The organism is Arthrobacter sp. AZCC_0090 (assembly GCF_014207375.1).
GTDB lineage: Bacteria > Actinomycetota > Actinomycetes > Actinomycetales > Micrococcaceae > Arthrobacter.
The window spans coordinates 26,586-47,028 of the sequence record NZ_JACHEE010000012.1; the positions used below are offsets into that span (position 1 = coordinate 26,586).

A 20,443-nucleotide genomic window follows, 5' to 3' on the forward strand; every position below is an offset into this window, starting at 1 on the left:
CCGTGGACACGGCTCCACTTACGAATGACCAAGAAGCAGGAGAGAACAACATGACCGTTACAAACGTACGCCCGGTCCAGGTCGGCGATGAGCTCGGTCCCTTTGTGCGTGAAACAGGGTTTGCGGCCTGGAACAGGTTCGCTGCCGTCAATGATGAATTTGTGCCGATCCACATGGATGACGAGGCCGGAAAGGCAGCCGGGCAGCCGGGCGCCTTCGGGATGGGCAATCTTCAGTGGTCGTACCTGCACAACCTGGTGCGCGACTGGGCGGGCGAGGACGCCCGGATCGTGGAACTGTCCTGCCAATTCCGCAAACCCAACCTCAAGGGAACGGTAACCGCCCGCGGCATCGTCACAGCGGTGCGGGATGAAGCGGACGGACAGTACGCGGAGCTGGATCTCTGGACCGTGGACGAATCCGGTGCGAAGCTTGCCCCGGGCAAGGCCACGGTGCAGTTGGCACTGCACCGGTCTTAGGCAGCAGACCAACAACCGGACGAAAAAATGCGGCGGCAGGATCCCTAAGGGCCCTGCCGCCGCAGTTGTCTCCAGGCTGGTCAGCCGGCGAAGGGATCGTTGGGGATATCCTCTGCGCTGAAGAAGTACGGCGCACCGAAGGTGTCTTCCGGGTTGGCTGCCAGCAGCGTGGGCCGGATCCTGGTGGTCCGGACGCCCTTGGAATTGAGCCACTTCTCGGCGGAATCAACGTCAGTGATCTTGAACGTCGCGCTGTAGATCATGTTGCCCCACTTCGCGACATGCCGGCCGAGATCAGAGCCCTCCTCGAGCGGCTGGGCCAGCTGAAGCAGGCTGTCGCCGAGCTGGACGGTCTGGTACTGCACATGGGTATCTTCGTCGACGCCCTTGTCCACTGCAACGGCCTGGATGACGTCGACGTAGGCATGCACTGCGGCCTCGAGGTCCTTGACACCCAGTGTGATGTAGCTCAGACGCTCGATCGTCAGCGGGTGGCTGCGCCACATCTTCACCTGCGAGGACCACGTGTCCTGCTGGCGCGGATCGTTGGGCATATCAATACGGCAGAGTTCCACCATGAGGCCGGCGGTGTCCCGCGGGCTCGGGTAGAAGTACACCTCGTCCGGATCCATGGCGTCGAGCTTTCCGCCGCCCGGCTTGCCAATGTATACGCCCTGGTCAATCAGGCGGTTGCCCAGCGCTTCGAGGTCATCCACCTTGTAGCCCACGGAGTGCAGATGCTGGCCGAACTTGGAGTAGAACTTGCCAACCGGCTTCTCCACGTTGACCGGCAACTTCGGTGCCATGGTTTCAACGCAGAGGTCCGAGACCATGAGCAGTCCGGCCAGCCGGTCTTCCACGGGCAGGAAGTTCGGTTCGTCGACACCCATGTATACCAGTCCGCCAAAGACATCTTCGTAGAAGGCGTTCAGCTTGGGAACGTCGTCGGTCATGTGGACCATGTGGATCATCAGGCCGATGCCGTGATCTCCGCTTTTCTTGACTGTCTTTTCCATCTGTTGCTCCTTGGTTCTAGTTGTTCGGGTAGCGGTGGCTAGATGCCGCGGAAGAACTGCAGGACGGGCGGATTGACGGTGCCGTCCAGGGCAGCGGTCATGGTGAGCTGACCCGCCCCCATGGCCGCACCGAGGGCGGCTTCTGCCGCGGTGGGGTCCGCGTCGTCTATCTCATAAACTGCCAGAAAGCGCGGCAAATCGTTTCCGGCGTTGCCAACTGACGCCAGCACGTAACGGCTGACCTCGGTGACGGAGGGTATGACGGCGCGGATTTCGGGAATGTGGGTTTCTTCGTACCAGGTGGTGAAGTCCTCCACGCTATTGGCACTGGCGGGGCTGGTGAGGGCAATGAGCAATGATTTCGCCATGACCGGGTCCTTTCTGATGAGGGCGGAGGCTAGAAAGCCAGCGCCCGTGCGGTGAGTGCATCGATGCGGACATTTCGTTTGCCCGCCGGTGTTGTTTTGATCGCATTAAGCACGGACGCCCGAACCGCCGGAACCGACTCCGGCACGGCGGCGTCAATGGCCCCCATGCTGAACAGATCCCCGGCGGAGATCTTCAGATCCCCGGCCAACTTGGCTGCCCGGGTGTTGTCCCGGTAGAGCACGACGGCGCCCGGCTCTGGGCCGATGACGGAGAAGACCGAGCCGGTCAGCATCAGGAAACTGTCCGCGTGGGCGAGTGACATTGCGCCGCCGCTTCCGCCCTCGCCGACGCAAAGCGCGACGCTCACGGTCGGCAGCGCCGCCATCGCACCGATCGTCCGCGCAATCTCACGGGCCAGGCCGTCCGCTTCGGAGGGGGCGGACGGGTCCGCCCCCGGGGTGTCGATGATGGTCAGCAGAGGCATTCCCAGCCGTCCCGCAAGCTCGATCGCGCGCTGGGCCAGCCTGAAGCCGGCTGGCCCAACGAGGGCGTGATCCTCTTCCGCCCGTGCCCGGTCCATCGCGACCACCATTAGCCGCCGGCCGTCCATGGTGGCCAGCCCGGCACGGATACGCGGATCGCTGCCCCGCAGCTCAACCCATGAGTCCGTCAGCCAGGCGGCCCAGTCCAGTCCGGACGGACGCAAGGGCGAGCGGACTTCCTGCAGCAACTGCCAGGCGCTGGTGGGCTGGGTCGCGGTGCCCGCCGGCGCTTCCGCGGTAACCTGAAGCGGCGGCGCCGCGGCGACCCCCAAAGCCTGCTCCAGCCACTTACGCTGGTCTGTGACCGGGGTAATTGCATCGATGAGGCCGTGGCGGAAGGCCGATTCCGCCGTATGTGAAGTCTTGGGCGGCAGCGAGCCGGTGACCTGTTCCACCACACGGGGTCCACCGAACCCGATTACCGCCGCGGGGGACGCGGTCCGGACATCTGATTGGGAGGCCCATGAAGCGTAGACACCGCCGGTGGTGGGGGAGCGGAGGGCGCTGGCGCTCATGAGTCCGGCCGCACGGTGAGCCGAAACGGCTGAGGAAGTGCGGGCCATCTGCACCAAGGAGACCATGCCCTCCTGCAGGCGCGCTCCGCCGCTGCTGACCAGCTGGGCGACGGGAAGTCCGCGCTCCGTGGCCCGGCGGTAAGCCCGGACGATCCGCTCGCCGGCGACGGCACCCATGGTGCCGCCCGATTTGCTGAAATCGCACGAAATCAGCACGTAGGAGCCCAGTTCGCCCTCTACCAGGCCTGCCCGGACGGATTCCTCATCTGCAAGCGGGGGTTCGTATCCGTCAAACGAAAGCGGATTGTTGGACCGCAGGTCCGTATCCCACTCCTCGGCGAACGAGACCTGTGCCTCAGCTTCGGGAAGCCGTTCACTGACCTGCGTCACGACCGCGCGCCGTTTTCGTCATACGTGTAGAAGCCGCGCCCGGTCTTGCGTCCCAGCCAGCCCAGGCGCACGTACTGCTTCAGCAGGGTCGGAGGGAAGTAGCGCGGGTCCTTGTACTCCTCGTACATCGAGGCGGCCATGTCGTGGACGATGTCCAGGCCAATCAAATCGCTGAGGGCGAAGGGGCCCATGGGGTGGTTGAAACCGAGCTTGATCACTTCGTCGATGGATTCCATGTCGGCCACATCGCGTTCAAAGGCGCGGATCGCATCCGTGAGGTAGGGGACAATCAGCAGATTGCCGATGAACCCGGGGACGTCATTGACGACGACGGGGCTCTTGCCGAGCGCCTTGGCGAAGTCGACAAAAGTCTGGACATTTTCGGGCAGGGTCACCGGCGTCTTGATGACCTCTACCAGCTTCATTGACGGTACGGGATTGAAGAAATGCGCTCCGACCACCTGCTCCGGCCGGGTCGTCGCCGCAGCCAGGATGACCAACGGAATCGTAGAGGTATTCGAGGCGATGAAGGCTTCGGGGGCAACGAGCTTGTCGATTCGGCCGAGGATCTCCTTCTTCAGTTCCACGTCCTCGAAGACGGCCTCGATAACCAAGTCCGCGTCAGTGATGTCGGAAAGGTCCGAGCTGATGGTGAAATTGGCCAGGGCCGAGTCCCGCTGGGCTTCGGTGATCTTTCCCCGGGCGAAGGAACGGTTCAGGCCCGCTGCGATTCGGGCATGGGCGGCTTCAGCAGCCTGCTCGGACGTTTCAACCCCCACGGTCTGGAAGCCGTTCTGGGCCGCGGTCTGAACAATGCCGCCACCCATGGTGCCACACCCTACAACTGCCACTCGCTTGATTTGCATTTGCCGTTTCTCCTTCGGGGGTATTCATGACCGCACCGGCGGGACGGTTGCCTGGAGCGCACTGAGGAGCCGCAGGGGTGGTGATCAGACCGTCTTGGTCCGGTGCCAATTCTCTGGTATTGCCGCACCAGTAAGTGTTACTGTAATGCACACGATAACAGATCGCCAGCAATGGCGCAGGGAAAGGTTGTTCGCGGTGACCCGAGAAGATGACCGGACGTTATTCATCAACGGAGAATGGACGTCGGCAGGGAACGGCTCTTTGTTCGATGTGTTGGACCCGAGCACGGAAGCCGTTATCGGGAGGGCGTCCGACGGCGGTGCGGCCGACGCCCGAGCCGCTGTGGCCGCCGCCTCTGCGGCCTTCGAAGGTTGGGCAAACCAGACAGCATACCAGCGGGCCGCCGCCTTGGAACGGGCCCACCGGATCATGCTCCGCCGTGCGGATGAGCTCGCCGCGTTGATGACGCTGGAACAGGGTAAGCCGCTGAGAGCGGCGAAGAACGAAGTCCTCTATGGGGCCGACTTCCTCAGCTGGTTCGCTGAAGAGGCCAAGAGGGTCTACGGCACCACGATCCCTTCGGCACGCGCCAACCAGCGGCTGACCGTGCTGCGTCAACCTGTCGGCGTAGTCGCAGCCATTACGCCTTGGAACTACCCGATTTCCATGATTGCCCGGAAGGTCGCCCCGGCCGTTGCGGCGGGCTGCACCGTGGTACTCAAGCCGGCCGAGCAGACGCCCCTGTGCGCCATTGCCATGTTCGAGATCTTCGAAGAAGCCGGCTTTCCGCCCGGAGTGGTCAACCTCATCACTACGGGAAACCCCGAAGCCGTTGGAGACGTTCTGCTGGAATCCCGTGAGGTCCGCAAGCTGACGTTCACCGGCTCAACCGCCGTGGGCACGGAACTCGCAGCCCGCGCCGCGTCGACTATGAAGCGGGTTTCCCTGGAGCTCGGCGGCCATGCGCCCTTCCTCGTGTTCGAAGACGCGGACATGGACCACGCAGCCAAGGGCGCGGTCCTGGCGAAGTTCCTCAACACTGGCCAGGCATGCATCTGCCCAAACCGCATTTACGTCCACAGCTCCGGCTACGAGCGCTTCATCGAGGCGTTCACACAACGGGCCAGCCGGCTCACCGTGGGTGCCGGCCACCAGGACGGGGTCAGTATCGGGCCACTCATTGATTCCGCCGCCACCGAGAAGATGGAACGGCACGTCGCCGATGCCCGGAACAAAGGTGCACGACTGCTGACAGGCGGCAGCCGGGTCAGTGTCGACGGCCTGGCCGGAACAAACTTCTACGCCCCAACCGTGCTCGCCGACGTCACCCCGGAGATGGAGATCTACACCGAGGAGACGTTCGGCCCGGTCGCCGCGGTCATTCCTTTCGACAACGAGGACGAGGCTGTCCGGATGGCAAACAACACCGACTACGGCCTGGCATCGTACGTGTACACAACCGACCTGGTCCGGGCCACGAGGGTATCCGAAAGACTGCGGTTCGGCATCGTCGGCATCAATGACATCAACCCGACCTCCGCGGCAGCACCGTTCGGTGGCGTGAAGAACAGCGGCATCGGGCGGGAGGGCGGGGCCCAGGGAATCGATGAGTACCTGGACGTGAAGCTCGTTGGAATGACGGTGTGAACCGAGTGGTCACCACCGAACTGCCTTGAAAGTATCCAGGAGGGTTAATTGACTGAAGACACGGAGTACCTTGATGGGGCCGTCCGCCAGAAGGCCCGCCCATTGTCGGAGCTTGGGCTGGACGACGGCGGAACGCACGCCTCGATGATGGTTCAGGACTGGTCCAGGCTGCAGGACATGCGGGTGCAGATCACCGAGGATGGCCACGCGTTGCGTGAGGGCCAAGTTGATATGGTGGCGGCGGATGGAAGTGTCCTCTGGCTGGCCAGGGACGGCGTCTTCGAGAGGCAACTGGTCCTCAGGTCTGACGGGGTCGAAGCATGGATCCGTCTAGGGTCTCCTCAGGCGTACTGGGTCATGGGAGGGCACATGACAGTCGATGAATGATTTTGCCGCAATAGTGATTGATGAAATTGACGGCAAGGCGGTGTCGACCTTCCGCCAATTCACCCTGGCGGACCTCCCAGATGATGACGTGCTTGTTGAGGTCAGCTATTCCTCGCTCAATTACAAGGACGGCTTGGCCCTTTCCGGGAACCGTAACAGGGTGGCCAGACGGCTTCCGATGATCGGTGGAATAGATCTGGCCGGCACGGTTGTCGAGTCGGGCTCGCCCCTCTGGCGCCCTGGAGACCAGGTTTTGTTGAACGGCTTCGGACTTTCGGAAGTGCACTGGGGCGGTTACTCCCGCTTCCAGCGTGTGAAGTCCGAGTGGCTGCTTCGGGTGCCCACGGAATTCACGCCCCTTCAAGCAATGGCGATCGGCACGGCAGGCTACACCGCAGCGCTGTGCGTTGACGCGCTTGAACAGTGGGGACACATGCGGCCAGGGCGGGGGAAGGTTCTTGTCACCGGCGCAGCAGGAGGGGTCGGCTCGGTAGCCGTTGCCCTCCTTGCGCAGTCCGGACACCAGGTCACTGCGTCAACGGGGCGTCCCGCTAACCACGAATACCTGAAGCAGCTCGGGGCCGCGGAGGTCATTGACAGGGCGGACCTGCTGAAGCCAGCACGGCCGCTCCAGCGGGAGACCTGGAGCGGAGTTGTGGATTCAGTCGGCAGCACCACCCTCGCCAACGCCTTGGCCCAGGCGGAATACGGTGGCGCCGTTGCCGCCTGCGGTCTGGCATCCGGCACAGATCTTCCGGCAACGGTACTGCCACATATTCTTCGCGGCGTAGCGTTGCTCGGCATCGACTCTGTCATGGCTCCGATGGGGAAGCGCCGCTCGGCGTGGAGCCGCCTGGCCCGCGACCTGGACGTGAAATCCCTGGAATCCATCACCACCGTCGAACCGATGTCCCGGTTGCCGGAGCTTGCCCAAGATATTCTGGCGGGAAGTATCCGGGGGCGAGTGGTTATCGACGTATCACGGTAGCAGCGGGGCCGCGCGGACTGCGGAATTGCACAGGACTGCCCCAGACACCTCTCTGGCGGCTTCGCCGCCCACCAGCCGCAGGAGGGCATCCGCCCCGCGGTGGCTTTCTACATGCCCGCGCCGTTGGCGGCGGACCGGACACTGCGAGTGTCTGGTCCGCCGCCGACGGTACTACATCAACGAGGCCGCCTCACCAGGATAGGCTCAGGCCTCCGCGAGGTCTTGGGCGGGACGAACCTGGTGGACAGGATTGCCCGGCCTAATCCTGTGAAACGAGTCCCAGATCCTGGTCCTGAAGGGTCTCATCGGACATCGTCGTCCGGACTCGTCCGAGGTGCCTGCTGAAGGGCAGGAACGCCATGATCACGACGCTCAGACCGCCGCAGATTGCCCAGATGACGAGGAATGCATCCAAGCTGGGAACCTTTGCGGCGGGAAGGAACATCGAGGACATGATCGCGGCAAACACTGCCCCGCCGACGGCGCCGGCGAGCGTTCTGGTTGTGTTGTACATTGCACCGGCAATGCCCGAGGCATCCTTGGGCGCCAGGCCGACGATGATGGCGGGAAGCACCGCGATAAAGATACCCACCCCCAGGCCGCCGACGAACTGGGCCGCCGTGAAGATTGCCAGATCGCGGGAGAAAACTATGAGCATGGCGTACTTGGCAATGACGAGGACATTGGCCCAAATCAGGGTCTGCATCTGTCCCATGCGGCGCACGAGGGCATGGCCGACGACGGCTCCGATCATCAGCATAAGCGCGTAGGGCACGAGCGTCAGGGAAACGCCCAGGGAGTCAAGACCGAAGCCGTATCCGACCTTGCCCGGCTTGGAGGCAACGTAGAGGGAATTGACCGGTCCGGAGCCCAGCTGCTGAATCCCGAACAGGAGCATGAGGATCAGGTAAAAACCCACGCCGCCCCGGGTCACCAGTTTGATATCGATCAGCGGGTGACGCACGGTTTTTTCGACCCGGACGAACAGGAACAGCAAAGCCAGCCCTACAACAATCATGCCCAGGATCGCCGGTGAGAGCCAGCCCAACGTCTTGCCGTTGCTAATAGCGTATAGCACGAGGGCCAGTCCAATACCGAGCAGGGACGCGCCCTTCCAGTCGATTCGGCCTTCGCTGCGGATCTGGGTCTCCGGCACTGTGAGGATGATGATCAACAGAGAGAGAACCAAGAGAGCGGCCGGGACGAGCATGACCAGGGTGAGATCCAGGACGGTTCCCAGGAGCCCGGTGAGAAGGATGCCCACGACGGCGCCGCCACCGAGGCAGCCCACCAGGAGACCGATTCCCTTGCTGGCCTGATCGCCGGCCCGCTCCCGGACGATGGCCATTTCAAGTGGAAGCAGCGCGCTGACAGCGCCCTGCACGAGCATGCCGGACAGAAAAAGGGGGAATGTCGTGGCGAACGCCGCGAGTACCGTGCCGACGATCACGATCACTAGCGTGATGACCACCATGCGTTTGTGCCCATAGAGGTCACCGAGTTTCGCCAGGACCGGGACACAGACGACGGAGGAGAGCAAATATGCGGCGCTGATCCAGTTCAGCTGTGCGGCGTCGGCACCAAGGCGAACCCCGAGCAGGTTCAGCAGCGGACCGTACGTCGATTGCAGGTAGGCGCTCGCCAATTCCGAGAAGGCCAGCCCGCCCACAACGGTCATGATGCCGAAGCCGGCGCCGATCGCTCCGACCTTGTCTTTACCAACTTGAAGACTCATTTAATATCCGTTCGAAGAGAGCCGATGAAATCGGCTGAGTGAAGTGCAGATCTTCCAGGGGAAGATTCCTGGCGCCGTCTTGCCGGATGACGCCTTCGTCGCAGCGGGGAAATGTTCGCCCAGGGCTGCATCGATCCGGGACAAGGCATGGACAACAGCAAGGGGGACGCCGGGCCGCGACGGCCTGGAGTCCCCCGTGCTATCCGTAGGTGTCAGATGCGCGGGAAGTTAAAGACCTCGCGGGCATTCAGTTCCACGATGCGGTGTGCCTCATCGTCGGGAACATTGACGAGGCTGTCGGCCACGATCTTGCGGCTGTTCGGCCAGTTGGAGTCGGAGTGCGGGTAGTCGACCTCCAGGCAGATTCGGTTCACGCCGATCTTGTGGCGGTTCTCGATGCCGAAGTTGTCATCGATGTAGCAGCCCCAGAAGTGCTTCTTGAGTAGATCCGACGGGCGGGTGGTGCGGTCGATGTCCTGGTAGTAGCGGTGGCGTTCCCAGGTGTAGTCCGCGCGCTCGGCGATATAGGGGATCCAGCCGATGCCGCCTTCGGACAGCATGATCTTCAGGTTGGGGTGCTTCTGGAGCTGACCGGAGAAGAGCCATTCCGTGGCGGACCACATCAGGTTGGTGGCGAAGGAAGCAATGGCCACGGCGTACGGACCATCGGGGGTGAACGGGACCGGGGAGAGCGCCGAGGCGGAGTACGGGAAACCCGGGACGAAGCTGCCGGAGCCGAAGTGCAGGCTGACCGGGATGTCGTACTCTTCGAAGACGTCCCACAGTGGTCCCCATTTGTCGCTTGCAAAGGACGGCAGGCCCAGCGGGATCGGACTGTCGGGGAAGGAGATGGTGCGGGCGCCCTTCTCGGCGGTCCGGCGCGCTTCAGCAACGCAGAGATCAATATCCCAGGTCGGGAGGATGGACAGTGGCACATAGCGCTCGGGCGCAGAGCCGCACCATTCATCGATGCTGAAGTCATTCCACGCCTTGACGCATTCGAGCATCAGCTCCTTGTCCTTGCCGCGGTGGAAGACTCCTCCGCCAAACCCGGGGAAGGACGGGAAGCAGCAGGCTGCCTGTACGCCGTCGGTGTCCATGTCCTTGACACGGGCGATGGGGTCATAGCAGCCGGGGATCATGTCCTCATAGCGCAGCGGCTCCATTCCGAATTCCTCGGGCGTCTTGCCGGCAACCGCGTTCAGGCCGATGTAGGGGTAAATCTGCCCTTCCATTCTCCAGACATGGTGCCCCTGTTCGTTTTCGATGATCTGGGGGCCCTGTTCGATGAACTTTTTGGGCAGCCGGTCGCTGAAGACCTTCGGGTGTTCGATCAGGTGATCATCGACGGAGATGATCTGCATGTGGTCCTGAAGCGGCATCGCTTAGGCTCCTATCACTGGGTAGCAGTGCTAATTTGTCTAGATTTGATTCTCCAAATCCGATACTGTGGAGCTTACAGATAACCTTTCGATAGTGGAAGGCCCAATTGAAATTAAGGGGCATCATGAACACCGAAGAGCTGTTTGGGCGCGAAATCGAAGACGACCACGATCTGCTCACCTACAATGAGTCGGCCGCGCGGCTGCGGGAAGAGATTGAAAAAACTCAAGTGGTCCTTGCGGACCTGCTGGCCCAGCCGGACACCGCCGACGGGGCCAAGCTGGCCCTGATTACATCCGCCACGACCCGGCTCAACAGCCTGCAGGACTCGGCAGCCCGTAATTCCCGGGCCGCAGCCAACGACCAAATTTCCTCCGGCTTCCTGCGGTACAACGGCCCGGGCTCGAGTTTGGTGGACTAACACCACAGTGAATGAGCGGTGCCGCTGCGGACAGGGACGCCTTCAGCGGCACCACTTTCCATGCTGGTGTACCCACATGAAAGAGAAGCAATGCACCCTTTGACACCGAAGCCTTCCTCGTGGTTTGTCCGGCGGTCTTCGCGCAGCAGCGATTGGCCGGTTCCGGCCCTCATGGCGGCGAAGGCAACGGGGAACCACCGGATCAGTGTCGTGATCCCCGCCCACAACGAGGAACGAACGATTGCGGATGTGGTCCTGACCTTGCGGGGGGAGCTCATGGAGCAGGTGTCGCTGATTGACGAGCTGGTTGTTATCGATTCGGACTCCACCGATGCAACATCCAGCATTGCGGCCAGCGCCGGCGCCGAGGTCTACGCGGCCAGCGACATCGTCACAGACCTGGCTCCGCTGCGGGGCAAGGGCGAGGCGCTGTGGAAATCGCTTTTTGTAACTTCGGGAGACATCATCGTCTTCATGGACGCGGATCTGACGCTGTGGGGACCTCACTTCGTCACCGGCCTGCTGGGGCCCCTTCTGGATAGCACGGATATCCGGCTGGTCAAGGGTTTTTACGATCGCGTCTCGGCTCATCCGGGGCGGCCGACAGGGACCGACGGTGGCCGTGTCACGGAACTGGTGGCACGCCCGCTGCTAAATCTCTGGTGGCCGGATCTGGCCGGCCTGGTTCAGCCCCTCGCCGGTGAATGGGCGGTGCGGCGCAGCCTGATGGAATCGATCCGGGTCCCAGTGGGCTACGGTGTGGAACTCGCCACCGTCCTTGACGCTTACGCGATTTTCGGTCTGGATGCCATAGCGCAGGTTGATTTGGGGGCCAGGGCGCATGAGCACCAGAGTACCCAGGATCTGGCCCTGATGGCGGCGGAACTGCTCGCCGTCGCCGATCGACGCCGGCCGGACCGCGCCTGGACGGAGCCAACTGACCAGCTGCTGCAGTACACACGGTCCGCCGACGGGCAGGATGTCCTTCCTGCCGCGCGGCCAATTCCGCTGGCGGAGCGTCCCGCCGCAGCCAGTGTGCCTGCTTACGGCAAGTCGGCGGTGCTCAGTTGAGCGGCGGCCGCCCCGTGCTCAGGCTGGGGCACAGGGAATTCGACCGCGACCGGCTGCTGATCATGGCTATTGTCAACCGCACCCCTGATTCCTTTTTCGACCGGGGGGCCACCTATGAGTTTGGGGCGGCACTGGAGCGCGTGCACGAGGTGGTGGCGGCAGGGGCGGAAATCATAGACATCGGCGGCGTTAAGGCGGCTCCCGGAGCCGACGTGGATGTAGCTGAGGAACTGGGGCGCACGGTCGGATTTGTCGCAGCCGTGCGCCACGCCTACCCCGACGTCGTCATTAGCGTCGATACCTGGCGCCATGAGGTGGGCCGTGCGGTCTGCGAAGCGGGAGCGGATTTGCTCAATGACGCGTGGGGCGGCTATGACGAACGGCTCGCCGAGGTCGCCGCGGAGTACGGTGCGGCGTTGGTCTGCACCCACGCAGGCGGCGTCACCCCGCGGACCCGGCCACACCGCGCCGCCTACGACGACGTCATGACGGACGTGCTCCAGCGCACCTTGGCGCTGGCGGACCGGGCGGTTGCCTTGGGCGTTGACCCGCGCAGCATCTTGATCGACCCGGCACATGACTTTGCGAAGAACACCCGGCAGAGCCTGGCGGTGACGCAGCGCCTCGGCGAGATGACGGCGACGGGCTGGCCGGTGCTGGTCTCTCTGTCCAATAAGGACTTCGTGGGGGAAACACTTGATCTGCCGGTGGGCGAGCGGCTGACCGGAACCCTTGCCGCCACAGCCATCTGCGCCTGGCTCGGTGCCAGCGTCTTCCGGGTCCACCAGGTCGCTCCGACGCGCCAGGTCCTGGATATGGTTGGCGCAATACGGGGGACCCGGGAGCCTGCCCTGACACTGCGGGGTCTGGCATGATGATCGCCGCGGCCGTGTGTCCGCACCCGCCCCTGCTCATGACTGAGCTGCTACCGTCCGGCCGCCGTCCGGAGCCTGTCGTGGAGCTTTCGAACGCCTGTGTCCGGGCAGTGCAATGGCTTTTGGGACAGTCGCCGGATCTCGTCGTCATCATCGGGGGCGGCGAGGTCACACAGCAATACAGCGCATCAACACCGTTTTTCGTCGACCGCTATGCGGGCGGCCTCGGCGTTCCCGGCGCAGGGGAGGCGGCCACGGTGACTCCGGGATTGCCACTTAGCCTGGGCGTCGGCGCGAGACTGCTCGATGAAGCGGGATGGGACGGGCCCCGCCGATTCCAGGCGCTCAGCTCTGACCGGTCTGCCGAACAATACGCCAAGATCGGCCGGACACTGGTCGAAGAACCAGGGCGCACGGCACTGCTGGTGATGGGTGATGCCAGTGCCCGGCGGGGACCCAAAGCACCGGGATATCTGGACCCGAGATCCGCCTCCTACGACGATCAGGTCACCAACGCACTGGGTAACGGCGACGCGGAAGCACTGTTGAATCTGGACGAGGACCTTGCCGAGGCCTTGCTGGTCCAGGGCCGAACCGCGTGGCAGGCGCTCGCCGGTGCTGCCGGAACGGCGCAGGTCGAAGCTGATCTGCTCTACGCGGGTGATCCCTACGGGGTCCACTACATTGTTTCGACCTGGCAGCCCGCCCCGGTCCGCTGAAGCCGGGCAGGCTGTCCGGTTCCCGGCTCGTCAGCTCCGAACGCCGGCGAGTGACATGAACTCGGCCCGGCTGCGGGCGTCTTCCCGGAGGGTTCCGTAGAAGGTGCTGGTTACGGTGCTTGAACCGCTGGAGCGGACACCCCGCAGTGTCATGCACATATGCTCGGCCTCCAGCACGACGCCGACGCCGCGGGGCGCGAGCCGTTCCTGCAGCAGATCGGCGACCTGCTTGGTGAGGCGTTCTTGGACCTGGAAGTCGCTGGCAAAATGCTCGAGGATCCTTGCAAGCTTTGAGAGGCCGATAATCCGCTCACCCGGCAGATAGGCGATATGCCCGACGCCGGAAAAGGGCAGGAGATGATGCTCGCACAGCGACCGGAACGGGATGTTACGAACCAGGACCAGTTCATCGTAGTCTTCGTCGTTGGGAAAGGTGGTCAGCACCATGGGCTTGGGGGTTAGCTGCTCAATGAAGGCATCCGCCACTCGTCGGGGCGTCTCTGCCTGGTGCACGCTGTCTGGATCGCGCCCTAGTGCCCTGAGCAGGTCGGCGACAGCCGCTGTGGCGGCAGCCCGGTCGATGCCGACCGGGCTGACCGGGCCGACCGGAACAGCGGAAGACGTGTACAACTCTGTTTCCAGTTCGATGATGGTCATTCAAGGATCTCCTTACATCTTCCGGCCCTGGTTGTTGGGCCTTGACTGTGAACTATATTACAGTAAGGTCAACGGTATGGGTCGATTCGATTATTCCGTGTTCGTCGAACCGGAGTGCACTCCGTGCCACCGCACAGATACAGAAATTTGAGGAGCTGATCCCTTTGGACGACTTGGACGTCGCTATGCTAATCCTGCGTGTGGCGGTCGGGGGGACCTTCATTGCCCACGGCTACAACCACGCCTTCGGCCCTGGTGGTCTGGCTGGCACGGCCCGCTGGTTTGACAGCATGGGCATGAAATACGCGCCGGTGCAGGCCTTCCTGTCCGCGGCCGTTGAGATTGCCGCCGGGCTGGGCCTGGTCCTGGGTCTGCTCACGCCGCTGATGGCGGCGGCCCTGATCAGTGTCTGTGCTGTGGCCACGGTAACGGCCCACCGGAAGAACGGGTTCTTTGTTTTCAAGGATGGGTATGAATACGTTCTGCTCCTTGCGCTGACCTGTGTCGCCGTCGCAGTGGCCGGTCCGGGCTCCCTGTCGGTTGACCATGGCATGGGCATCGATGTCATGTCCTCCGGCTGGGCCGGCGCAGGCATAGCGGCCGTCCTGGGTGTGGGCGGTGCGGCCGTGCTTCTGGCCGTGAGCTGGCGTCCGGCTCCCGCTTCGGCACAGACGAAATGAGGCAACTTTGCTGACGCAGAACACGAGGTTCAGTATGCCCGGGGCCGAACGCGTTTCGCCGTTCTTTCCGCAGGGTGCGAACATCCTATGCGTAAATACGGATGCCGCACAGCAGTCGGTGATAACTCAGGGGATAGGGGACCGGTCCCGGCCGGTGGCGTTGATCGATGCCAAGGATACGTACACTGCCCGGGAGTGGCTCAGTGCCGCGCGAGCCCAGCCTGCGAGTCAAGGCATGCAGCTGCCCAGCGTCGTGCTGGTTGGCTATGATCCGGAGGAGCGATGGTCCCTCGCCGTGCTGCTTTCGGAGTTGAGGGACCTGGATGCCGCTGCCGGCATCGGGGTGGTGCTGATTGCCGACGGTCCAGCGTATTCGCTGCCAGTATTCATCAGTGACTATCCACGGTTGGCCGTAGTGCCGCCTGATTTCCATGCGGCGGATCGATGGGTTTGTGTTGTTCGGGGACTCGTTGTCGCAGCATGTGATTCTTCAGCTCCATGGAAGGTTGTGTCGCGTGCTGAATGAATCCCGCTTTATTCTGAATCTGTTGTCCGCTTGGTGCGGGAATTCAGTAGTAGTGTTCATCCCGGTCTGCCCGGTCATCCAGCCGGAGGGACTTTTGTATGGCTCAGGGCAGCGACAAATCGAAACTAATGACTGCGGCCCGGGCCGGTGACCAGCACATCCCGGCCCAATGACCGTTGACCCGTCGGAACCGGTCACGGTCCGAAACGTGACGATCACTCCGCAGGCGTGCATCAGAGGGCGTGTCTGTCCTGGGTCAATGATTTCGTGCCGAACACGGAAGGTGCCGAAGCCGTCCGACACCGGATATCCGGCCCCAACCCATTACGCTGAAGGAGCCGATCGCGGCCAGCGCGCGCTAGCCAGTGACTGATTCCGGCCCCCGCGGTTGCTCGATCAGCAGCCGCGATCGTAGCCGTTGGATGGTTGATTGGTCCAGGCCGGCGGCATGCATGGGTTCCAGGATGCTGCCGTGCCGTTGCCGCAGGGTCGTGAGCATAGTCCTCATGGTCTCGGCATGCGCGCCCATCATGGCGCTGCCCCGGCCATCCAGCGGCGGCCGTTTGTTTGGCAGGGCGGCGAGGAGCGGACCCAGGACAACGGTCAGACGCTCATGCAGGGCCTCCAGATTGTCCGTAGTCCGGACATAGTCCGCGACTATGGTCTCATCCGCTGCGCCGATGGCGCTCAGGAGCACGGCGGCCATGACGCCTGTCCGGTCTTTGCCCGCGGCACAGTGAAACAGAGTGGCGCCGCGGGCGGCGGAAATAATGTTCAGGACGAGCGTGACTTCCGCCGCCCGCTCTTCAACCAGGGCGGCATACCATCGGCCGAAGGCCTGCGCCCCGCGGGTTAGACTCATCGCCGAGCCGTCACCCGGTCTGGGTGCAGCTACGTCTGCCGTGAACGGTATGTGGTGGTACGAAACTGCCGCGAGTGCCCCCAACGGCCCACGTCCGGTGAAGGACGCTTCCCGCGGGGACCGCAGGTCAATGACGGTACGGAGCCCATTCCGATGGAGCATGGTTGCTTCATCGTCTGGGACACAGGATACGTCGTCGGACCGCCAGACCACCCCGTGGGCCGTGATTCCGCCCGCGACGGGCAGGCCCCCCAGGTCACGAAGATTTGTCAGTGCCATCGGTACCGGCACGGTGTTTCCAACCGTTTTCATTGGGCTCCTGGCCATGGTTCTGTGGATGGCCCGGCTGAGCCGGGCCGGCTGTGATGTTATCCGGGATCGGAGTACCGGTTCCTGTTCAACTGTGGCTCAGACGGCGAGTCCGCGCAGGCAGAAGGACACGATGTGGTCCCTCTCTTTCTGATCCGGTGCGGTCAGCGCAGTCAGGTGCCGGCGCAGAGAGCCGGTGACGGCTTCCTGAATGACTTCGGCATCCAATTCCGGCTCGTGGCTGCCGGCCTGCCTTATCGGGTCAACCAGCATATGACCGAGCGCCGTGAGCGGGTCGGTCCCGCTCGCATGGGGGCCGCGTTTGAGTTGGCCGATGACGGCGGCACTTTGGCTGGCCGCGGTTTGGTCCGTTACCTGAGTCAGAACTCCGCGGATCCATGCGGCAATCTGCTCGCGCGGGTCCGTTTTCTTGTCCATCTGATGGGCCAAGTAGCTGCCCAGCCGCTGGACGCCGCGTTCGAAGACGGCGTTCATGAGGTCATCCTTGCCCGCGAAGTACCGGTAGAAGGCCTGGTTGGAGATACCTGCCTCTGCGACGATATCGGCCACGCGCGGGGCCTCGGGTGCACACCGCTGCGCCACGCGGAGTGCGGCATCAAGAATCGACTCGACGTCCCGCGTCGCTTCCTGCGTCTGTTTCGCCAGTGCACGATCCACTGCTGCCCGGACAGGGAAAGGTGCGTCATTCACTCTCATGGAGAACAGTCTACAGGCACATTCAGAAGAATATTCTTCCCTGAAAGATCTTGATTCTTAGACACGAGAATGACATTCTGTCCTTATGACAACCAACGATTTGGAAACATTTGCCCCCCCGGCGGTGGACCCGCAACGGCTCGCCCGCTGGATGAATGAACAGAAGCTCCCCGGGCAAGACGAGGTCCCGCAGCTTTCCCGGCTTAGCGGCGGTTCCCAGAACGAGTTGTATCTGGTCACCCAGGGTGACCAGCGCATCGTGCTGCGCACCCCGCCTGCGGGTTCGGATGCCAAACGCCACGATGGACTGCGGCGGGAAATCGCGCTGCTGCGGGCCTTGAAAGGCACTGATGTCCCACATGCGGAACTGGTGGCCGGCTGCGATGATGCTGAGGTACTGGGAGCTCCGTTCTACCTGATGAAGGAGATCGACGGATGGTCGCCCAGTGGATCTGAGGGCTGGCCGGAGTCTTTCAATGCGGACTTCAGCGCCAAGGCGCCTTTGGCCTTCGGTCTGGTTGAGGGTGCCGCGCTGCTGAGCCGGGTGGACTGGAAAGCACGCGGTCTCGCGGACTTCGGGCGGCCGGATGGGTTCCACGATCGGCAGGTTGACCGCTGGTTGGCCTTCTTGAAGAAATACCAGTTCCGCGACCTGCCGGGACTCGAGGAGACCTCAGAGTGGCTGCGCCGCAACCGCCCGCGGCAGTGGGAACCGGGCATCATGCATGGCGACTACCAGTTTGCCAACGTGATGTTCAGCAATCAGACACCGACCAGCCTGGCAGCCGTCATTGACTGGGAAATGACCACGATCGGCGACCCGTTGCTGGACCTGGGCTGGGCTTTGATGTCCTGGGGGCCCGAGGGCGATGACATGGCGGCGTCCCGCTACCTGAACCTGGATGGGATGCCTGCGCGCGACGACCTCCTCGAACACTACGAGCGGATCAGCGGCCGTTCCACGGAAGACATTGATTACTACATCATTCTGGCGCGGTGGAAGCTCGCCATCGTTTTGGAAATGAGTTATGCGCGCGGTGCCTCGGGCGGGACGGTCGACCCCAAGTTTGCGAGCTTCGGCGCGATGATCCTGGAACTTATGCGCAAAGCGGCGGAACTGTCGCGGACGCTCACACGGAAGGGCAATTGAGATGAGTTATGTGGACGAGTTGTTTGACCTCACCGGCAAGGTGGTGCTGGTCACCGGCGGAAGCCGGGGCTTGGGAAAAGAGATGGTTCTGGCCGCCGCGAAAGCGGGTGCGGATGTGGTGATTGCCAGCCGCAATCTCGAGAGCTGCGAGCTGGTGGCCAAGGAAGTCAAGGAAGCGACCGGGCGCCAGGCGATGGCCTACGGGGTGCACGTAGGACGCTGGGAAGAACTCGACGGACTGGTCGATGCTGCATATGAGCGCTTTGGAAAAATCGATGTGCTGATCAACAACGCAGGAATGTCACCGCTGTACGGGGAACTCACCGACGTCTCCGAAAAACTCTTTGACAGCGTGGTCAACCTCAACTTCAAGGGCCCGTTCCGGCTCTCCGCCCTGGTGGGAGAGAGGATGGTCAAGGCCAGCAGCGGGTCGATCATCAACGTCAGTTCCAGCGGCTCCATCCGCTCAAGCAAGAGCATCATCCCGTATGCCGGAGCCAAAGCCGCACTGAACTCGATGACCGAGGGCCTCGCCCAGGCGTTCGGTCCCACCGTGCGCGTCAACACGCTCATGTCTGGGACCATGCTGACCGACGTCTCCAAGGCCTGGGACATGGACGTATTCAACGCCACCATCCAGAAGACCACAGCGTTGCAGCGGGCCGGGCAGCCGCACGAAATTGTTGGTGCGGCACTGTATCTGGCGTCCGATGCCTCAAGCTACACCACCGGGGCGACCATCCGGGTCGACGGCGGCCTGAAGTAGCCGGCTCCGGATTCTCTGTCAGTATTTCACCCTCACATTTCTCATTAGGAGCGCACAACTATGGCTTGGGACTTTTCCGTCGACCCCGAATTCCAGGAACTACTTGACTGGACCGATACCTTCATCAGGGAAAAGGTTTGGCCTGTGGACCTGCTCTGGCCGCATGACGTCTATAAGCCGATGACCGACCAGCAGCGGGCCATTGTCGACCCGCTCAAGCAGGCCGTCCGGGACCAGGGCCTGTGGGCCTGCCATCTAGGCCCCGAACTCGGCGGGAAGGGCTACGGCCAGCTCAAGCTTGGACTGCTCAACGAGATCCTGGGCAAGTCCATCTGGGGTCCCCGGATCTTCGGCACCCAGGCCCCTGACACCGGCAATGCGGAAATCATCGCCCACTACGGCACGCCAGAGCAAAAAGCGGCGTACCTCCAGCCACTCCTCGACGGGGAGATTGTCTCCTGCTTCTCGATGACGGAACCGCAGGGCGGGGCTGACCCCGGAGTCTTCACCACAGAGGCTGTCCGTGACGGTTCCGACTGGGTCATCAGCGGGGAGAAGTTCTTCTCCTCGAATGCTCGGTGGGCCTCCTTCTTCATCGTGATGGCAGTGACCGATCCTGAGGCCCCCGTGGTGAAACGGATGTCAATGTTCATGGTCCCGGCGGAGACGCCCGGCATCGAGATTGTCCGCAATCTTGCGCATTTGGGCGAACCGGAGCATGACGGCTCCGAGGCCCTGGTCCGCTACACCAGCGTCCGCGTGCCTGCCTCCGCGCTCCTGGGCGAAGAGGGCAATGCCTTTGGTGTCGCCCAAACCCGGCTCGGCGGCGGGCGAATCCATCACGCGATGCGCACCGTGGGCAATGCCCAGCTGTGCCTGGACATGATGGCCGAGCGTGCCCTGTCGCGCACCACCAAGGGTCAGGCGCTCGGTGACAAACAGGCCGTGCAGGCAATGCTGGCCGACTCCTACATCGAGATTGTCCAGTTCCGGCTGATGGTGATGTATACCGCCTGGCAGATCGACACCTACAACGACTACATGCGGGTCCGCAGGGACATTGCAGCCATTAAGGTCCAGACCCCGCGGGTCATGGAGGCAGTGGCCAAACGCGCGATCCAGATTCACGGCGCCCTCGGCGTCACCTATGATCTGCCACTCACCCGCATGTTCTCCAGCGGCCTCATGCTCGCCCTGGCGGACGGGCCGACCGAGGTGCACCAGTCGACGGTGGCCCGCCAGTTGCTGCGGGGTTACCGGCCGGCGGAGGGAATGTGGCCGTCGATGCACATTCCGACGCGGCGCGCCGCAGCCGAAGCCGAATTGCTGGCCCCAGCCGCCGTCTGACCACCCGCCCCACACGTACACGGTG

General features: G+C 63.0%; 22 protein-coding genes. 13 read left to right on the forward strand and 9 right to left on the reverse strand.

The window, feature by feature from the left end; translation table 11 throughout:
- Positions 1–50: 50 nt before the first annotated feature.
- Positions 51–479, forward strand: coding sequence for a MaoC/PaaZ C-terminal domain-containing protein (locus HNP00_RS17625; RefSeq protein WP_184741025.1), 429 nt, complete (start codon positions 51–53; stop codon positions 477–479).
- A gap of 80 nt (positions 480–559) precedes the next feature.
- Here HNP00_RS17625 and HNP00_RS17630 read toward each other — a convergent pair whose 3' ends face one another.
- From HNP00_RS17630 to HNP00_RS17645, 4 genes are read right to left on the reverse strand one after another with little or no spacing between them, the layout of a single operon-like run.
- Positions 560–1,495 (reverse strand): VOC family protein, encoded by a 936-nt coding sequence (locus HNP00_RS17630; protein WP_184741026.1) that lies wholly within the window; start codon positions 1,493–1,495, stop codon positions 560–562.
- A 38-nt stretch (positions 1,496–1,533) separates the two neighbouring features.
- Positions 1,534–1,863 carry a hypothetical protein gene (locus HNP00_RS17635; RefSeq protein WP_184741027.1) on the reverse strand — a complete coding sequence of 110 codons (330 nt, stop codon included), beginning with the start codon at positions 1,861–1,863 and terminating at the stop codon, positions 1,534–1,536.
- Between the two features lie 29 nt (positions 1,864–1,892).
- Positions 1,893–3,311, reverse strand: a complete 1,419-nt coding sequence (locus HNP00_RS17640) for a carboxyl transferase domain-containing protein (RefSeq protein WP_184741028.1) — start codon at positions 3,309–3,311, stop codon at positions 1,893–1,895.
- Positions 3,308–4,177 (reverse strand): 3-hydroxyacyl-CoA dehydrogenase family protein, encoded by an 870-nt coding sequence (locus tag HNP00_RS17645; protein ID WP_184741029.1) that lies wholly within the window; start codon positions 4,175–4,177, stop codon positions 3,308–3,310. The genes HNP00_RS17640 and HNP00_RS17645 overlap by 4 nt, the downstream gene beginning before the upstream one ends.
- Before the next feature lie 196 nt (positions 4,178–4,373).
- On the opposite strand from HNP00_RS17645, the gene HNP00_RS17650 reads away from it, so the two are divergent.
- From HNP00_RS17650 to HNP00_RS17660, 3 genes are read left to right on the forward strand one after another with little or no spacing between them, the layout of a single operon-like run.
- The gene (locus HNP00_RS17650; RefSeq protein WP_311770608.1) at positions 4,374–5,825 is read left to right on the forward strand and encodes an NAD-dependent succinate-semialdehyde dehydrogenase; all 1,452 of its coding nucleotides are present in this window, start codon (positions 4,374–4,376) and stop codon (positions 5,823–5,825) included.
- Between the two features lie 48 nt (positions 5,826–5,873).
- A complete protein-coding gene (locus HNP00_RS17655; protein ID WP_184741031.1) occupies positions 5,874–6,212 on the forward strand; it encodes a hypothetical protein in 339 nt (112 codons plus the stop codon).
- Positions 6,213–6,225: 13 nt separating this feature from the next.
- Entirely contained in the window at positions 6,226–7,200 is a 975-nt protein-coding gene (locus tag HNP00_RS17660; RefSeq protein ID WP_311770609.1) for an MDR family oxidoreductase, read from the forward strand.
- 259 nt (positions 7,201–7,459) lie between these two features.
- On the opposite strand, the gene HNP00_RS17665 is transcribed toward HNP00_RS17660, so the two are convergent.
- A complete protein-coding gene (locus HNP00_RS17665) occupies positions 7,460–8,935 on the reverse strand; it encodes an MFS transporter (protein ID WP_184741033.1) in 1,476 nt (491 codons plus the stop codon).
- A gap of 212 nt (positions 8,936–9,147) precedes the next feature.
- Positions 9,148–10,317 (reverse strand): amidohydrolase family protein, encoded by a 1,170-nt coding sequence (locus HNP00_RS17670; protein WP_184741034.1) that lies wholly within the window; start codon positions 10,315–10,317, stop codon positions 9,148–9,150.
- 125 nt (positions 10,318–10,442) lie between these two features.
- On the opposite strand from HNP00_RS17670, the gene HNP00_RS17675 reads away from it, so the two are divergent.
- The 4 genes from HNP00_RS17675 (at position 10,443) to HNP00_RS17690 (ending at position 13,404) form a co-directional block, all read left to right on the forward strand.
- Positions 10,443–10,739 (forward strand): hypothetical protein, encoded by a 297-nt coding sequence (locus HNP00_RS17675; protein ID WP_184741035.1) that lies wholly within the window; start codon positions 10,443–10,445, stop codon positions 10,737–10,739.
- Positions 10,740–10,829: 90 nt separating this feature from the next.
- A complete protein-coding gene (locus HNP00_RS17680; RefSeq protein ID WP_184741036.1) occupies positions 10,830–11,810 on the forward strand; it encodes a glucosyl-3-phosphoglycerate synthase in 981 nt (326 codons plus the stop codon).
- 62 nt (positions 11,811–11,872) lie between these two features.
- The gene (gene folP / locus HNP00_RS17685) at positions 11,873–12,685 is read left to right on the forward strand and encodes a dihydropteroate synthase (protein WP_221451613.1); all 813 of its coding nucleotides are present in this window, start codon (positions 11,873–11,875) and stop codon (positions 12,683–12,685) included.
- A 38-nt stretch (positions 12,686–12,723) separates the two neighbouring features.
- Entirely contained in the window at positions 12,724–13,404 is a 681-nt protein-coding gene (locus tag HNP00_RS17690) for a hypothetical protein (RefSeq protein ID WP_184741037.1), read from the forward strand.
- A gap of 30 nt (positions 13,405–13,434) precedes the next feature.
- Here HNP00_RS17690 and folE read toward each other — a convergent pair whose 3' ends face one another.
- Positions 13,435–14,061 carry a GTP cyclohydrolase I FolE gene (gene folE / locus HNP00_RS17695; protein ID WP_184741038.1) on the reverse strand — a complete coding sequence of 209 codons (627 nt, stop codon included), beginning with the start codon at positions 14,059–14,061 and terminating at the stop codon, positions 13,435–13,437.
- Between the two features lie 185 nt (positions 14,062–14,246).
- On the opposite strand from folE, the gene HNP00_RS17700 reads away from it, so the two are divergent.
- Both HNP00_RS17700 and HNP00_RS17705 read left to right on the forward strand, forming a co-directional pair.
- On the forward strand, positions 14,247–14,741 hold the full coding sequence (locus tag HNP00_RS17700) for a DoxX family protein (protein ID WP_221451614.1): 495 nt from the start codon (positions 14,247–14,249) through the stop codon (positions 14,739–14,741).
- A gap of 235 nt (positions 14,742–14,976) precedes the next feature.
- Positions 14,977–15,267 (forward strand): hypothetical protein, encoded by a 291-nt coding sequence (locus HNP00_RS17705; protein ID WP_184741040.1) that lies wholly within the window; start codon positions 14,977–14,979, stop codon positions 15,265–15,267.
- A gap of 358 nt (positions 15,268–15,625) precedes the next feature.
- Here the strand turns inward: HNP00_RS17705 and HNP00_RS17710 are convergent, their stop codons facing one another.
- Positions 15,626–16,441: a tyrosine-protein phosphatase gene (locus HNP00_RS17710; RefSeq protein WP_184741041.1), complete on the reverse strand. Its 816-nt coding sequence runs from the start codon at positions 16,439–16,441 to the stop codon at positions 15,626–15,628.
- Between the two features lie 96 nt (positions 16,442–16,537).
- Complete coding sequence (locus tag HNP00_RS17715; protein WP_184741042.1) at positions 16,538–17,155, reverse strand: TetR/AcrR family transcriptional regulator; 618 nt, start codon at positions 17,153–17,155, stop codon at positions 16,538–16,540.
- An 85-nt stretch (positions 17,156–17,240) separates the two neighbouring features.
- Between HNP00_RS17715 and HNP00_RS17720 the strand changes: the two genes are divergently transcribed.
- Genes HNP00_RS17720 through HNP00_RS17730 form a run of 3 tightly spaced genes read left to right on the forward strand, consistent with a single transcriptional unit; the run spans position 17,241 to position 20,418 of the window.
- Complete coding sequence (locus HNP00_RS17720) at positions 17,241–18,305, forward strand: phosphotransferase family protein (protein WP_184741043.1); 1,065 nt, start codon at positions 17,241–17,243, stop codon at positions 18,303–18,305.
- A gap of 1 nt (position 18,306) precedes the next feature.
- Complete coding sequence (locus HNP00_RS17725) at positions 18,307–19,071, forward strand: SDR family NAD(P)-dependent oxidoreductase (protein ID WP_184741044.1); 765 nt, start codon at positions 18,307–18,309, stop codon at positions 19,069–19,071.
- Between the two features lie 60 nt (positions 19,072–19,131).
- Complete coding sequence (locus HNP00_RS17730; RefSeq protein WP_184741045.1) at positions 19,132–20,418, forward strand: acyl-CoA dehydrogenase family protein; 1,287 nt, start codon at positions 19,132–19,134, stop codon at positions 20,416–20,418.
- The last annotated feature ends 25 nt before the right edge of the window (positions 20,419–20,443 follow it).